Below are 15,007 nucleotides of genomic sequence, written 5' to 3'. Positions count from 1 at the left end.
CTCCTTACTTATTAATATATGATTCAATTACTCTTGATACTTCTTTGTAAAATACATTAGCATCAAATTTGGTTAAAAAGGCATCTCCACCTACATCTTTACTCTTCAGAGTTGAAAATTCGTTGCTTAAAGATGAGTTGAAGATAATTGGAATACCTTTAAATCTAATATCTTCTCTAACTCTTGAAGCGAAGTGAAATCCGTCCATTTGTGGCATTTCAACATCACTAATAATAACTTTTACTTGATTAGCAATATCGCCTTTGTATGCTTCATAAAGTTCATTCATTTTATTAAGTCCATCTACACCATCTTTTGCTTCAATTACTTTAAAGCCCATTTTATCAAGTGCATCGCGAACTAATTTTCTAGCAGTTGAGCTATCATCTAATACAACTGCTGTTCCTGTCATTTTTTTGATTTCTTTTTCTTCTATATCAATTTTTGGAGAGTAAATTCCAAGCTCTTCAACAATTCTTTCAAGGTCTAAGATTAATAAAACTTCATCATTTTCAATCTTAGCAATTCCTGTTATTTGACTTTTATCAAATCCGCCTGTATTTGTTGAAAAATCAGAACCTCTAATATCACTTGCATTAATTCTTCTAATTCTTTTTGCTTCATGAACTATAAAACCTATCATAATATTTGAAAATTCAGCAATAATAATTCTAGGTTTTAATACCATATCTTTTGGCTCAATTATATTCATCCATTTAGCTAAATTTATTACAGGAATTACAACTCCTCTTAAATCAAATACTCCTTCAATATATTCAGGAACACCTGGTAATTCTGTAAGTGCAGGTATTTTTATGATTTCTTTAACTTTAGCAACATTAACTCCATAAATTCCTTCATAGACTTTATGTTGTCCTTGTTTATAGATACGAAAATCTACAAGTTCCATTTCATTAGAATCAGCCTTTAAGACTTTATCTTCTGCCATATTTACTCCTTTCTGGGTAAGTTATATTTTTTTATAAAGTCATATTCTAGTATAAAAAAACTTCGGTCATTTGCAAAAGCTTCTAAATTCTTGTATTTTATATTTTCTAAGCAATACTCATCTCCTTGATGAAAGTGTCCTTCTATTATATAATCAATATTTACGCCTTTTTTTACAAAAAAACTTTTATATTTTTTAATTCTAAATTCCATTAATTTTTTAAAAAAATCTAATTTTTTATATAGCTTTTTTACCTTTTGTTGATTGCAAATCTTTTGATAAATTTTATCAAAACTTAAAATATTTAATAAATTTAATATAAAAATTACAAAGCTAAATCTTAAAAATCTTAAAGCTATTTGAGTGATGATTGGTAAGAATATATCTCCGTGAGATATAGCAAAAATCTTATTGTTATAAGTTGCTAAAATTGGTTGATTTTTAATGATTTTTACATTGTTAAAAAGCTTAGTTAAATTAAAATCATGATTTCCTTCAAAATAAATAATTTCTATTTTTAAAGCTAAATCATCTAATGCTTTTATAATATCTAAATTATCGTTTTTACAACTTGAAATTCCACCTATTAAAAGATTAAAAATATCTCCTAGAAGTATTACTTGTGGTGGATTAGTCTTTTTTAAAAAATCTATAAAATCTACAAAATCAAGCCTAGTGCTATCATAATGCACATCGGCTATAAAAATTGCTCCTTCTTTTAATACAAGCATTAAATATCAAGCTCTTTATAATAAATTTCAAGTATTTCATAACTAGCTTTACCTTTAGGTAATACTACATTAAACTCATCGCCTTCAACTTTACCTATCATAGCTTTTGCTATAGGTGAGTTTATACTAATATAACCTTTATCTAAATCGCTTTCACTATTTCCTACTATGCTAAATGTTTTTTCTTCTTCTGTATTTAAATCCATTATCAAAACCGTGCTACCAAATCTTACTTTATCGTGATTAAATTCTGCTGGATTTACTATCTTAGCATTTGCTAAAATTTCGCTAAGTTCTGCGATTTTGCCTTCTAAAAAGCTTTGTTTTTCTCTTGCTGCGTGATATTCAGCGTTTTCTTTTAAATCTCCGTGAGACCTTGCAATATCAATTTCTTTTACCACATTAGGACGCTCAACTACCTTTAAATGCTCTAATTCTTTAAATAATTTTTCATATCCTTTTTGTGTCATCATTTCCATATTATTACTCCTTGATTAATTTTGCTAAATTATTTGCTATTTCACCTTTAGTTAATTCTCTTAATTTTTTTGATTTTTCTAAAAATTCATCTTTATTTGCATTTTCAAATGCTTTTAATAACTCTGTCTTATCTAAATTTTGAATGAATTCTTTATGAAATTCGCCCAAATTGAGCTTATCAAAAATAATATTACAAAGTCCAATAAATTTGATTTTTACTAAAGTTTTTGCTATGAAATAATCAATCATTTTAGCCTTATAACATAAACAAAAAGCATTTCCAATAAGCCCTGCTTCAAGACTTGCAGTCCCACTACAAATATAAGCGAACTCGCATTCTTTTAAAGTAGCCTTAGTATCATATGAGATAGTAAAGCCGCTTAAATCCCCATATAAATATAATTTATCTTTTAAAAAATTTGGCACACAAACTACGCATTCATAGTCTTTAAAATCTTGTTTTAAATTCCTAAAAATCGGCATTAAAGATTTGATTTCGCTTTTTCTTGAACCTGGTAAAAAGGCTATTAATTTTTTAGAATTTGAGTTTTCTTTAAAATAATCTTTCAATGCTTCATTACTTGGATTTCCAAAATAATGAGATTTTTTAAAATACTGATTTTCAAAAGGCAAAATCCCAACTAATTCATCACATAAACTCTCAACCACCTTAATCCTACCTTTTTTCCAAGCCCAAACTTGTGGCAAGATAAAATAAATAATTTTGCCTTTAAAACCTGCTTTTCTTAAGGCTTTTGCAAATGGTATATTAAAAGCAGGAGAATCAATTAATAAAATCTTTTCAATTTTGTCATTAAGTGCTATTTGAACCAAATCTTTTATAGCTTTTTTTGCTTTTAAAATAAGTGGCAAAATCTGCACAAAACCCATAGCATTAAATTCTGTAAAATCACAATAATTATTAGAATTTAAAATAGGAATTTCATTTTTTAAATTAATATCATAAATCCCGTATAATTCTATATTATCTAATTTTTTTAATATATGTTTTAGATGAGAATTTGCAGAATTTTCTAAAGCTATGCTTAATAATTTCATATTTTTTCCTTTAATAAAAATTATTCTTTAAAGAGAATTTAAAGTATATTGATATTATTATAAAACATAATTTTAATATAAGGAGCCACTATGAAAATCAAATATAGTGCCATTTTACTTAGTGTTAATTTATTTGCAGGTGTTGTAAATCCTAATTTTGCTTATCAAGATTATTTAGATTTTGGAAATAACAAAGGCAAATTTAAAGTAGGTAATAATATAGAAGTTACAGATATTTATGGAAAAACTATTGATTTTAAAGTTCCTATGCCAAGTTTTAATGCAGCAAATACTACAGGAGATTTAATGGGTGAGCTTACTAATATAGGCGGCTCTTTTGCAATCACTGCAGCTCATATGATTAGTCCTACATATAGAAATGATTTAATAAAAAAAGATAAAGAATATGAATTTGGCTTAGTAAAATCAAAAGTAGTAGCAAGTGATACAAATTTTAAAGATTATTTTAAATGGAATAAATCTTGTAGTGAATTAGTTCAAGTTGATGATTTAAAAGATTTTGCTGTAATTAAAATGAGTAAATTAAATATCAATGAAAGTGCAAAGCTAATTGATAAAGAATTTTATTTTAAAAACACAAATGTTAGTGAAAATTTAAAAAATGACCAAAATGTAATATATCAAGATAAGTATTTTAATAAAAATAGCTCTAGTGAGTGGGATATTAAAGCTTATAAAGAATATATTAAAACAAGCGGTGAAAAAGATGATGATAATATAGGAAAAGGTGAAATTTTAAATAATCCAGAAAGATTTAGCGTATATGCAAGAACAGGTAGTGGAATTCAAAAAATTGGTAATATTAATACAAATATTTTTCCTAAAAAAGTAGCTGATCCTTCAGAGTTTTTAACCGGCGGAATTTTATATGTAGATGAAGATAAAAGCAAAACAGAAACAGGATATTTACATTTAAGTGCAAAGGATTATTATAAAGATATAAGGCTTGATTTTTCAAATACTTCAGCTCCAGGAGATAGTGGAAGTGCTATTTATGTATGGGATAATCTGAAAAAAGAATGGCTAGTAATTGGAGTAGTTAGTAGAAGCGATTGTGGTGATGATAATACAACTTGCTCTTATACAAAATATGCTCTTATAAATAGTTTTATAATTAATGATTTTAAGAATGATTTTACTGCTAATTTAAGTGGTAATTCTTATAATTCAAATGATATATATTCAAATATTAAAGATAAATATAATGAAAATAATAAAGATTTAGTATTTAGTAAAGCTGCAAGTATTGCTTTAAAAAATAATGAAAATTTTGGCTCAAGTGTGTTTTATTTTAAAGATAATTCTACTTTAAATGGCGAAGAAGTTTTATTGGGTGGAGTTGTGATAGATGATGGTAAGACACTTAATTTTAATGCAAAAACAGCAGCTAATGATAATTTGCATAAAATGGGAAAAGGAACGCTAGAAATTAGCAAAGAAAGTGCAGGTGGATTAAGAAGTGGCGAAGGGCTAACGATTTTAAATACAAGCAATAAAGCGTTTAGTTCAATTTATCTTCTAAACAATGCAGGGCTAAAAATAACTAATGCAAATCAAATTAATAATGCTAATTTAGTTTTTAATGGTGGATATTTGGATTTAAATGGAGTTGATTTAAGTTTTGATAAAATTCAAGCAAATGATTTTAGAACTAAGATTATTAATTCAAATTCTAAAAAATCAACTCTAAGTATAAATAACACTAATGATATAGGTATTTATCATGGACAAATTAGCGATAATATTAATTTAAAACTGAATAATTCTAAGACTTTTGTATTTGATGGAGAAATAAAAGCTGATGAATTAAGTGTAAATGGTGGAACTACGATATTACAAGGTCATCCTTTAGAGCATTCTTATTTTCTAAATCAATCTTTAGCTAATTCTTTAGGTGTAAATATTGCTCCTAATACAAATACTCAAGATGAATACGAAAATAGAACAAGTAAAACAAATAATATAAATCTAAGTAATTCAACCTTTAAAATATTAAAACATAGCAATTTAACATCAGATAATATTACTTTAGATAAATCAAATCTTAGTATAGGAGAGAATTTGATTTATCTTGATAAATATGATGCAAATCATATAAATAGCTCTTTAGTATTTACTTCTTTTGCTAATGAGTTTAGTTCAGTTGCAAAAGATATTGAAGTGACTGCAAATGTGAAATTAAAAAATAATTCAACTCTTAGCATTATGAATAATTCTAATTTTAGTGGTTCTATAATCACAGAAGATAATAATTCTACTTTAAAGCTAAATAATGCAAATATTGATGCAAATATAAATGTAGCTAATTTAAATGCTAGCAAGACTAATTTTATGTTTAGTTTAAACAATACTCTAATATCAAGTATAAGCACACTAGGTGGGCAAAATACTTTTATGATTAAACCTGATTTAGCTAATGCTAATAAGTTTTTATTAGCAAGTCTTGTAAATACTAATAATACTATTAATAATGATTATTTAAAAGCACTTGATTATAAAGAAAATATCAGTATTTATACACCTAATGTTGAGTTTGTTAATGAAAATGGCAAGGCTAATTGGTATTTAGTAAAGGTAAATAAAGAAGATATTGAAAATACAACTCCTATTGTGCCAGAAACAAAGCCAGAAACAAAGCCAGAACCTACTAAACCTAACGATGATTTAAATAAGCCTAGTGTTAAAGATTATTTCTTCGTTCAAGAAAATAAAGAAGTTACACAAATGATTGATAGCTCGTTAAATCAAGTATTTTTTAGCTATGTGTTAGAATGGAATAACTTGCAAAAAAGAATGGGAGAATTAAGAAATAATACAGATGCAAATGCTGGAATTTGGTTTAGAGCTTATACAGGTCAAAGCTCTTACGAACACGCAAACAAGACTAAGTTTTATGAAATGCAATTAGGTGCTGATAAATTAAATCAAGGCAATAATTATGTAAATTACACAGGGCTTATTTTTAATGCTAGTAAATATAGTTTAAGTGATAATTTAGATGGCAGTATAAAAGGTTATGGTTTTGGAGCATACTCTAGCACTATATATGATAATGGATTGTATTTTGATGTAATAGCAAAATATATAAATTATAAAAATGATTTTAATTTATATGTTAAAAATCAAAACGAAGTTACAAATTCTTTAAAACCAAATAATTCTTATACTTTTTTAGCTAGTGCTGAGATTGGATATAGAAAAGATTTTAATAATTTTTATTTAGAACCACAAATTGAATTAATAACAGGTTATGTAAGTAAGCAAGAATTAACAAGTAGTGATAAAAAATTATATTTACAATCAGATTCTTTTATCCCACTTAATTTAAAAACAGCTATCTTTACAGGTTTTAATAAAAATGATTTATCACTTAGAGCAGGCGTTGGACTTGCTAGTGATTTGGTAAATAATTCTAAGAAAACTATAAAAGATTTAGATACTATAAGTATTAATAATGGTAAAAGAGATTCAAGAGTATTTGTTAATTTATCAAGCTCTTATAAGCTAAATAATCGTTCAAATATAGGCTTAGAATTTGAAAAAACATTCGGTGGTAATCTAAACATAGATTATAGCTTTAACCTAGTATATAGATATAACTTCTAATCTTCTTTCATCACAATAAGATAAAAATTATTGTGATGAATTATTTATAAATTTATTATTTTATAAATAAAATTTACTTTTGATTATATTTTTTATTTAATATATTTTTAATTTATAATTAAAGTTAATATCATAAAATCACTGATTAAATCTTAAAAAAGGACTTATTATGCGTATTTTGCTTTTATTGGTGTTTTTTTCAATTTCATTAGTTGCTAATGTTGGAAGTATTGTAAATTATGTAGGAGATGTTGAGGTTTTAAGAAATCAATCAACAATTAATGTAAATCATAAAAATTATGAGCTATTAGAAAACGATATTATTCTTACTAAAAATAATGCAAAAGTTCAAATAAAATTTATAGATAATACTACTCTTACTTTAGGTAAAAACTCAACTTTACAAATCAATAAATATTTAATTAATGGAGCAAATTCTAAAGTGAACTTGAAAGCTAAAAAAGGAAGCTACGATTTAGTAAGTGGAGAGATTTCTAAGCTAGCTAGACAAAACTTTACTTTCCAAGCAAATACAGCGACCATTGGCATTCGTGGAACTAGATTTAGTGGAGATGTTAATAATGGTTTTGTTAATTGTATTTCAGGAGAAATTGAAGTTGGAGTAGGCGGTAAAAAATATAATTTAAAAAAAGGAGAGAGATTACACTATAAAAATTTAGGAATTATCAAATTAGAAAAATTAAAACCAAGTAGTTTTAATGTAATCAAATTATAAAAATAGGAGAAAATATGAACAAAATAGCTTTAATTGTGTTTTTAGCAAGCTCACTTTTCGCAAATATTGGAAAAATAGTTACATTAAGAGGAGATGTTGTAATTTTAAGTGACAACAAAGAAAGAATTGCAAAAACAAATGATATTTTAGAAGAAAATGACAAAATAATCACAAAAAATAATGCAAAATTACAAATTAAATTCATAGATAATACAATAGTTACGCTAGGTAAAAATACAACTTTAAATATTAAAGATTATGTAATTGATGGTAAAAAATCAAAAGTAAGTCTTGAAGTAAATAACGGACATTTTAAAGTAATATCAGGAAATATTTCAAAAATAGCTAGAAAGAATTTTGAATTTCAAGCAAAAACAGCGACGATTGGAATTAGAGGAACCGTGTTTGTTGGAAGTCTTGGAAAGGTTGATAAAGTAGGTTGTTTAGAAGGTGCAATAGATGTTAAAGTAGGAAATAAAACTTCTTTAGTTCAAGCAGGAAATCAATTAAGATTTGATAATGATAAGGTTATTAAGATTGAAAAGATAGTGCCTAAGGAATTTGAAACTATTAATACAGGTAAAGAAAGTCAAGTAAATACTAAACAATCTTATAAAAATAGCGAAAGTTTTAATGAGTTTTTAAATTCTAAAGAAGAAATGATAAAAGCAAAACAAGAATATTATCAAAATAAAAATTATCAAGATTATAAAAATAATTATAAATACAATAATGAAAGAATAAGGGATTTAGATACCAATTCAATATCTAAAGATATTATTAAAATATGTAATGGCAATACTTATTGCATACAAAATAAAATAAATTATGCAAATAAGGGATATTTAAATGGTAAAGACTATCAAAACAATAGGCAAAGAAATTCTACTTACGGAGTTCAAAAATGATAAAAAAGATTATTTTATCATTTTTAATAAGCTCTCTTGCTTTTGCTAATTATATAGATGAGTTTAATAAGAAAAATTATAAAAAAGCTTTAGAATTAGCTAAAGCTCAATGTGAGATTGATTGTAGTGACGAAAAACTTAACCTAATTTTGGCAAAAAGTGCTGAAAAATTAAAAGATACAAAAGAAGCAATTGCAGCTTACGATAGGGTTTTAATTATTAATGAAAACAATATTGAAGCTAGATTTTCAATAGCTAATTTATATTATGAAAATAATAATCCAGAGCTTATGAGAGATGAATTAAATTATATGCTAAATAATTTGGATTTAAGTTCTACTCAAAAAGTTAGAATTAATAATATGCTAAATAATTTAGATAATTTGACAAAAGAAGTTGCTAAGCCTTATTTTATAGGGCTTAATTTGGGTTTTGCTTATGATACAAACCCGCTTTATGGCAATGATAATTTCACTGATTTTGTTGGTGAGAAGATTAGAAATTTTAAAAATGAAAAAGCAAGTGGTTCTTTAAGTTTTAATTTTAATATAGATGGTGCTTATAATTTAGATTTAGGAAATAATTATTTTGCAGAGCTTTATGCGAGTTTAAATAATAAAAAATATTTAAAAAATAAAAGCGAAAATTATCCTGATTTAAATGTATTAACATTAGCAATTAATCCAAGCTATGTAAGGGATAATCACAAAATTACTCTAAATGCTAGTTATGATTTTGTATTACTTAGAAGAGCTGCGTTTTTGCATAGTTTAAATATGGGTATTAATTATGAAAATAATGTAAATGATAATTATTTATATTTAATTTCTTATGATTTATCTAAAGGAATATTTGCTGATAGTATGGATAAAGATTCTAATTTTATTCATCATTCTTTAGGTCTTAATAATGTTTTTGCATATAATGATAATATTTATTATTTTAATTTAAATTATGATTTAGAAAATGCAAAAGATAGTTTTAGTGCTAATTCTGATTTTAAAAATTATGGTATAAAAATCGGGGCTATTATTCCTATATTAAATAAAGTTAGTTTTAAGCCAAGTTTTGGTTATAATCATACAATTTACAAAAAGGTTGATTCATCTTATTATTCAAAAAGAAAAGATAATGAAATAGTTATTTCTAGTATTTTTGATTATAAATTAGATTATAATCAATCTTTGAGTTTCGCTTTGATTTATGATAAGCAAAATTCAAATCATAATTTTTATGATAGTTTAAATTATACAAGTATGATTAATTATAGATATGAGTTTTAAAAGGAAAATAGTATGAGAAATATTTTATTATTAAGTAGTGATAGATATAAAAACTTAGATTCTTTTGATTGGTGTGCTAGTATATTAAATGATTTTTTTGCTAAAACTAAACAAATAGCTCTAGTTCCTTATGCTCAAGTAATTGATGGATTTGATGAATACGAAAAAACTCTTAAAAATAAAATAAACTCAAAAATAGTTTCTATACACAATGACCCTATTAATATATTAAACGATAGCGATGGGATATTAGTAAGTGGCGGTAATTTATTTGTTCTTTTACATAGATTGCAAAAGCTAAATTTATTAGATATTTTAAAAGATAAAATAGAAAATTCTATAACCTATGCTGGTTGGGGTGCTGGGGCTAGTGTATTATCAGAAGATATTAAAACTTGTAATGATTTACCTATATTGTATCCTAGTAATTTGCAAGCTTTAGGTATTTTAAAATACCAAATAATCACTGAATATATCCCTCAAGATAGGGAATATTCAATGAAGCTTTATGAATATTTTAAGCTAAATCAAAATTCTTCTGTTTTTGCTCTGCCATATGGTTCTGCCCTTAAAATTCATAATGATAGTGCCTTAGTAATGGGTAATGAAGGGGTTTTAAAATTATCTGAATATTATGAGCAATACTTTAAAATTGGTGATTTTATTAAGCTTTAATACATATTTTTAATCAAAAGAATTTAAATTATGGATTAAATTTTATCTAAAAAGGATTTTTATTATCCGATTTGATATTTTTAACAACATTTATTAAAAAAAGTTTCGTAATATTTCATAAAGGAAAAAAATGATTAAAATTATGAAAACTAAGGCTATTTTAGACTTTAGCCAAGATGAATTTTTACAAACTAATAAAGCTTTAGTATTTGATGAAGAGATTATTAAAATATGTGATTTTAATAAGACTTTAAGTGAATACAAAAACGCTCAAATAATTGATAAAAGCGAATATATTTTAAGCCCTGTATTGTGCAATTTGCATTCACATTTGGAGTTTTGTCTATCTAAGCTTTATTATGGAGATTTTGCAAAATGGCTTGAGAGCATTATCAAAAATCGTGAAGTAATAAATAAGGATTTATTAAGTAAAGAGATTAATAGACAAATTGAAATTCTAATGCAAAGCGGGGTAGGGTATCTAGGCGAAATTTCAAGTTTTGGAGCAAACCTAGAAATTCTATCAAATAGCAAGATAAAAAGCATTATTTTTCACGAGATTTTAGGTGCTAATGATGAAACTTTAAAAAATAATATTAAGAGTTTTGAAGAGAGATTTTCAAGATTTTCAAACCTTAATAATCATATATCATTGCATAGTCCTTATTCAATTTGTGATAAGACTTATGAATACGCACTTAATTTTGCTAAGAAAAATGATTTATTAATCAGCACACATTTTTTAGAAAGTGCTTATGAAAAGGAGTATTTGCAAGGCAAAAGTAACGCTTTAAGCAATTATTTAGCTAGATTTAATCCTAGTTTAATTACTAAGGATTTTTTAAGTGGATTTGATGATTTAAGAGCTATTTTTACTCATTGTAATTATGTTGATGATTTTAGTATTTTTAAATCTCATCATATAATTACGACTTGTCCTAAATCAAATAGATTTTTAGGCTCTCGTGCAATTAGGCTTAAAAATCTTTTAGCAAATGATTTAAATCTTAGCATAGGCACAGATGGGCTTAGCTCAAATAATAGTTTAAATATGTTTGATGAGCTAAGAGCTTTTATATTTACTCATAATGAATTTGAATTAAACGAATTAGCTTACATAATTTATAAGGCGGCTTGTTTTGATAATTCTCATTTATTTTTAAATGGCTTAAAGCCTTTAAGTAATGGTGCTAAGGCAGATTTTATCTTACTAGATGATTTTGGCTATGATAAGGATAATGTATTAGCTCAAATAATTTTAAGAACGAATAAAATAAAAAATATGTATTTAGATGGAAAGGAAATTATATGAATGTAGTTTTAGCAATGAGTGGTGGGGTTGATAGCTCTTATACAGCTCTTATGCTTAAAGAAAAAGGTTTTAATGTAAGTGGTGTTTATATGAAATTACACAATCGTTTAAACTATCACGAAAAAAATATAGAAAATGGACAAAGAGTGGCTGATTTTTTAGGAATTTCTTATGATATTATTGATTTTACTGATGAATTTAGCAAAGCAGTTTTTAATCCATTTATTAAGACTTATGAAGATGGACTTACTCCAAATCCTTGTGCTTTATGCAATCAAAAAATAAAACTAGGAGCATTGTTAGACTATGCTAAAAGCAAAAATGCAAAGTTAGCGACAGGACATTACGCTCAAATAGAAAACAATATGCTTAAAAAAGCCGTAGATTTAAGCAAAGACCAAACATATTTTCTAGCAAATGTAAATAAAGAAAGCTTAAATGATGTGCTTTTTCCACTAGGGGATAAATTTAAAAAAGACATAAAAGAACAAGCACTAAAAATCCCTATGTTAAAATCAATCAGCGAACAAAAAGAAAGCTCTGAAATATGTTTTGTAACCACAAATTACACCGATATTTTAAAAGATTATGTAAAAGTTAATCAAAAAGGCTTAGTAAAAAATACTAAGGGCGAAGTTGTAGGAGAGCACGAAGGCTATATGCACTATACTATCGGTAAAAGGCGTGGTTTTAGTGTAAAAGGTGCATTAACTCCACATTATGTATTAGAAATTGATGCGAAAGAAAATGTAATAATAGTAGGTTCAAAAGAAGAATTATTTGTAAAAGAATTTCAATTAAAAAATGTAAATGCTTTTTGTGATTTTGATGAGATTGATTGTAAGGTAAAAATCAGATATAACACTAAAGAAGTGCCTTGTAAATTGCTAAAAAATGAAAAAAAGGTTTTATTAGAAGAAAGCGTATATGCTTTAGCAAAAGGACAATTAGCAGTATTTTATCAAGGTGATTTAGTAGTAGCAAGTGGTTTTATAAATTAAGGATAATTAATGAAGAAGGAATTGGTTTTTAATAGAGAATTATCGTGGCTTAAGTTTAATTCAAGGGTGCTTGATCAGTGCAATAAAAAAATACCTTTATTAGAAAAATTAAGATTTATTAGTATATATTGCACGAATTTAGATGAGTTTTATATGATTAGAGTTGCTGGACTTAAGCAACTTTTTGCAGCAGGAGTAGTGCCACAAAATGAACTACCACCATTAGAGCAATTAAACGCTATTCGTGAATATTTACACGCAGAAAAAGACACTTTAGAACAAAATTATTTTTCTATAATGAGCGAATTAGCAAAAGTGGGTGTGGAGCTTAAAACTTATAATGATTTAACAAGAAATCAAAAAGGCAAAGCTAAAGAATATTTCTTTAGCACCATAATGCCAGTAATTGTTCCTATTGCAGTAGATTCAACGCACCCATTTCCACCACTTAATAATCTATCTTTCTCACTAGCTGTTAAGTTAAAAAGCGAAGATGAAAAGCACGATAAATTCGCTATGGTTAGAATTCCTAGAGTATTGCCTAGATTTTTTGAAGCTGATAGGGGGCTTTTCGTTCCTATTGAAAGCGTGGTTAAAGAGCATTTAGAAGATATTTTCCCAGGTTTTACTATGGTAGAAAGTGCAGCTTTTAGAGTAACTAGAAATGCTGATATTATAATTGAGGAAGAAGAAGCAGATGATTTTATGATGCTACTTGAGCAAGGCTTAAAACTTAGAAGAAAAGGTGCTTATGTTAGAATTCAAATTGAAAGCGGTGCTAGCGAAGAGATTAAAAACTTTTTAAGCATACATTTAAAAGTATTTAATAAAGATATTTACGAATACAAAACCCCATTAGCCCTATCATCAATGCTACAAATCGTAAATAATAAGCAATTAAGTCATTTATGTAATGCTTCTTATGTGCCTAAGATTTTGCCACCATTTGATGAGAATGTAAGTGTATTTGAAGTAATTGATAAGCAAGATATTTTATGTTATCAGCCTTATGAGAGTTTTGACCCAGTTGCAAGTTTTATCAAAGAAGCTAGTAAGGATTCAAAAGTAATATCAATTAGAATGACCCTATATCGCTTAGAAAAAAACTCGCAAATTATTAAGGCTTTAATGGACGCCGCTAATGATGGAAAGCAAGTTACGGTTATGGTTGAATTAAAGGCTCGTTTTGATGAAGAAAATAACCTTTATTGGGCAAAAGAATTAGAAAACGCAGGAGCTCATGTAGTATATGGAATAGCAGGGTTTAAAGTGCATGCAAAAATTACTCAAGTAATTCGCCAATTAGACGATGGCACGCTTAAATTTTACGCACATTTAGGCACGGGTAATTATAACGCCGCTACTGCTAAAGTATATACTGATATTAGCTTTTTTACATCTAATTTTGATATAGCAAATACTGATATTACAGCGTTTTTTAACATACTTACAGGCTATTGCAAAAATAAACGCTTAAAAACTCTATCAATGAGCCCGTTTCAGATAAAAGAGCAGATTTTAAAAATGATAAAAACTGAAAGCCTAGCAGGTAAAAAGGGTGAAATTATAATGAAGATGAACTCGCTTGTTGATGAAGACATTATAAAAGCACTTTATGAAGCGTCAAACAAAGGTGTAAGCATTGATTTAATAGTTCGTGGGATTTGTTGTCTTAAACCAAATCTTAAAGGCTTTAGCGAAAATATAAGAGTAAGAAGTATAGTTGGAAAATATCTTGAACACGCTAGGATTTTTTATTTTAAACATGCAACTCCACAATATTATATAAGCAGTGCTGATATGATGCCAAGAAATCTTGAGCGTAGGCTTGAACTAATGACGCCTATATTAAATGAGAGTTTGCACGCTAAATTAGCAGAGATTTTAAGACTTCAATTAAGTGATAATCAATTAGCTTACACGCTTGATGAGAATGGAATTTATACCAAGATAGAAAAAGATGAAAAGGCTCTTGATTCTCAAGAAACTTTTGAAAACTATGTAAGTGGAATTTATAAAAGCTTTAAAAAAGGTCGTGATAAAGCAAAAGCAAACCAAATGGCACAAAAATTCTTTAGAGAGAATTAAATATTTTAGGAATTTAAATTCCTAAAATATATTTTACTAAAATTTATAAAAATTAATTTTATTTTAAGTTTAAAATATTATTATTGACAGATTTTTTTGAACTTCACTTATACAATCCCCTTTATTTAAAATTGTTTTCTAATGGCGGTTAGGCCTTA

Annotated in this window: 12 protein-coding genes; 8 read left to right on the top strand and 4 right to left on the bottom strand. The window is 26.3% G+C overall.

Going from position 1 to position 15,007, the window contains the following annotated elements; all coding sequences use genetic code 11:
• Window positions 1-4: 4 nt before the first annotated feature.
• Genes AVBRAN12637_RS03310 through AVBRAN12637_RS03295 form a run of 4 tightly spaced genes read right to left on the bottom strand, consistent with a single transcriptional unit; the run spans window position 5 to window position 3,219 of the window.
• Window positions 5-949 (bottom strand): chemotaxis protein, encoded by a 945-nt coding sequence (locus AVBRAN12637_RS03310; RefSeq protein WP_214116629.1) that lies wholly within the window; start codon window positions 947-949, stop codon window positions 5-7.
• Between the two features lie 2 nt (window positions 950-951).
• A complete protein-coding gene (locus AVBRAN12637_RS03305; protein ID WP_336615310.1) occupies window positions 952-1,680 on the bottom strand; it encodes a UDP-2,3-diacylglucosamine diphosphatase in 729 nt (242 codons plus the stop codon).
• Window positions 1,680-2,159: a transcription elongation factor GreA gene (gene greA, locus AVBRAN12637_RS03300; RefSeq protein WP_239802743.1), complete on the bottom strand. Its 480-nt coding sequence runs from the start codon at window positions 2,157-2,159 to the stop codon at window positions 1,680-1,682. The genes AVBRAN12637_RS03305 and greA overlap by 1 nt, the downstream gene beginning before the upstream one ends.
• 4 nt (window positions 2,160-2,163) lie before the next feature.
• Window positions 2,164-3,219 carry a lipid-A-disaccharide synthase gene (locus AVBRAN12637_RS03295; RefSeq protein WP_336609233.1) on the bottom strand — a complete coding sequence of 352 codons (1,056 nt, stop codon included), beginning with the start codon at window positions 3,217-3,219 and terminating at the stop codon, window positions 2,164-2,166.
• 90 nt (window positions 3,220-3,309) lie between these two features.
• Here AVBRAN12637_RS03295 and AVBRAN12637_RS03290 point away from each other — a divergent pair, with 90 nt between their 5' ends.
• From AVBRAN12637_RS03290 to AVBRAN12637_RS03255, 8 genes are all read left to right on the top strand, one after another.
• A complete protein-coding gene (locus AVBRAN12637_RS03290) occupies window positions 3,310-6,846 on the top strand; it encodes an autotransporter outer membrane beta-barrel domain-containing protein (RefSeq protein ID WP_336615309.1) in 3,537 nt (1,178 codons plus the stop codon).
• Window positions 6,847-7,015: 169 nt separating this feature from the next.
• Window positions 7,016-7,582, top strand: a complete 567-nt coding sequence (locus AVBRAN12637_RS03285) for a FecR family protein (protein WP_214116637.1) — start codon at window positions 7,016-7,018, stop codon at window positions 7,580-7,582.
• A gap of 14 nt (window positions 7,583-7,596) precedes the next feature.
• Window positions 7,597-8,490, top strand: a complete 894-nt coding sequence (locus AVBRAN12637_RS03280; RefSeq protein ID WP_239802741.1) for a FecR family protein — start codon at window positions 7,597-7,599, stop codon at window positions 8,488-8,490.
• A complete protein-coding gene (locus AVBRAN12637_RS03275) occupies window positions 8,487-9,773 on the top strand; it encodes a porin family protein (RefSeq protein WP_336608476.1) in 1,287 nt (428 codons plus the stop codon). The genes AVBRAN12637_RS03280 and AVBRAN12637_RS03275 overlap by 4 nt, the downstream gene beginning before the upstream one ends.
• 12 nt (window positions 9,774-9,785) lie before the next feature.
• Window positions 9,786-10,448, top strand: coding sequence for a Type 1 glutamine amidotransferase-like domain-containing protein (locus AVBRAN12637_RS03270; protein ID WP_214116644.1), 663 nt, complete (start codon window positions 9,786-9,788; stop codon window positions 10,446-10,448).
• A gap of 130 nt (window positions 10,449-10,578) precedes the next feature.
• Complete coding sequence (gene mqnF, locus AVBRAN12637_RS03265; protein WP_336615308.1) at window positions 10,579-11,760, top strand: aminofutalosine deaminase family hydrolase; 1,182 nt, start codon at window positions 10,579-10,581, stop codon at window positions 11,758-11,760.
• Window positions 11,757-12,761 carry a tRNA 2-thiouridine(34) synthase MnmA gene (mnmA, locus tag AVBRAN12637_RS03260; protein ID WP_214149728.1) on the top strand — a complete coding sequence of 335 codons (1,005 nt, stop codon included), beginning with the start codon at window positions 11,757-11,759 and terminating at the stop codon, window positions 12,759-12,761. The genes mqnF and mnmA overlap by 4 nt, the downstream gene beginning before the upstream one ends.
• 9 nt (window positions 12,762-12,770) lie before the next feature.
• Window positions 12,771-14,849: an RNA degradosome polyphosphate kinase gene (locus AVBRAN12637_RS03255; protein ID WP_214149729.1), complete on the top strand. Its 2,079-nt coding sequence runs from the start codon at window positions 12,771-12,773 to the stop codon at window positions 14,847-14,849.
• Window positions 14,850-15,007: the final 158 nt, after the last annotated feature.

Source organism: Campylobacter sp. RM12637 (assembly GCF_020137645.1).
GTDB lineage: Bacteria > Campylobacterota > Campylobacteria > Campylobacterales > Campylobacteraceae > Campylobacter_E.
This window is presented reverse-complemented; position numbering and strand designations above follow the sequence as displayed.

What these genes read in the sequence shown, in the direction of transcription:
- AVBRAN12637_RS03310 (WP_214116629.1), bottom strand. Translation starts at nt 949, where the DNA reads ATGGCAGAAGATAAAGTCTTAAAGGCTGATTCTAATGAAATGGAACTT.
- AVBRAN12637_RS03270 (WP_214116644.1), top strand. Translation starts at nt 9,786, where the DNA reads ATGAGAAATATTTTATTATTAAGTAGTGATAGATATAAAAACTTAGAT.
- greA (WP_239802743.1), bottom strand. Translation starts at nt 2,159, where the DNA reads ATGGAAATGATGACACAAAAAGGATATGAAAAATTATTTAAAGAATTA.
- AVBRAN12637_RS03290 (WP_336615309.1), top strand. Translation starts at nt 3,310, where the DNA reads ATGAAAATCAAATATAGTGCCATTTTACTTAGTGTTAATTTATTTGCA.
- AVBRAN12637_RS03275 (WP_336608476.1), top strand. Translation starts at nt 8,487, where the DNA reads ATGATAAAAAAGATTATTTTATCATTTTTAATAAGCTCTCTTGCTTTT.
- AVBRAN12637_RS03305 (WP_336615310.1), bottom strand. Translation starts at nt 1,680, where the DNA reads ATGCTTGTATTAAAAGAAGGAGCAATTTTTATAGCCGATGTGCATTAT.
- AVBRAN12637_RS03285 (WP_214116637.1), top strand. Translation starts at nt 7,016, where the DNA reads ATGCGTATTTTGCTTTTATTGGTGTTTTTTTCAATTTCATTAGTTGCT.
- mnmA (WP_214149728.1), top strand. Translation starts at nt 11,757, where the DNA reads ATGAATGTAGTTTTAGCAATGAGTGGTGGGGTTGATAGCTCTTATACA.
- AVBRAN12637_RS03255 (WP_214149729.1), top strand. Translation starts at nt 12,771, where the DNA reads ATGAAGAAGGAATTGGTTTTTAATAGAGAATTATCGTGGCTTAAGTTT.
- AVBRAN12637_RS03280 (WP_239802741.1), top strand. Translation starts at nt 7,597, where the DNA reads ATGAACAAAATAGCTTTAATTGTGTTTTTAGCAAGCTCACTTTTCGCA.
- AVBRAN12637_RS03295 (WP_336609233.1), bottom strand. Translation starts at nt 3,219, where the DNA reads ATGAAATTATTAAGCATAGCTTTAGAAAATTCTGCAAATTCTCATCTA.
- mqnF (WP_336615308.1), top strand. Translation starts at nt 10,579, where the DNA reads ATGATTAAAATTATGAAAACTAAGGCTATTTTAGACTTTAGCCAAGAT.